This is a genomic window from Pseudoalteromonas sp. NBT06-2, assembly GCF_002276045.1.
GTDB lineage: Bacteria > Pseudomonadota > Gammaproteobacteria > Enterobacterales > Alteromonadaceae > Pseudoalteromonas.
Map to the genome: position 1 here is coordinate 1 of NZ_NQMR01000403.1, position 265 is coordinate 265.

The window sequence follows — 265 nt, forward strand, 5'->3', positions numbered from 1 at the left end:
TGGTGAAATAAAAGGTGCTTGGTCTCTAGCTGATCATGAACGACCAGCTTGTATTGAAAACGTTTGGAAAGAGAAAATAAGATCTAGATATTCACCTTCTGCAATAAAGAAATTAGAGAAAGAAATAGGTAAGAGAAATGCTAAAAAACATGTTCCTAACTTGCATGAAAAATACAGTTATCACGTACCATATTTTTCAAAAGCCAGTGTTTTAGTACGCCAGTTTAAGAAAATTGAAGGCTTAGAACTTATAAAAAATATTAAA

Annotated in this window: 1 pseudogene; it reads left to right on the plus strand. The window is 31.3% G+C overall.

The features are described from left to right. Positions 1–265 (plus strand): annotated as a pseudogene (locus CJF42_RS27965) (hypothetical protein); the annotation flags it as partial.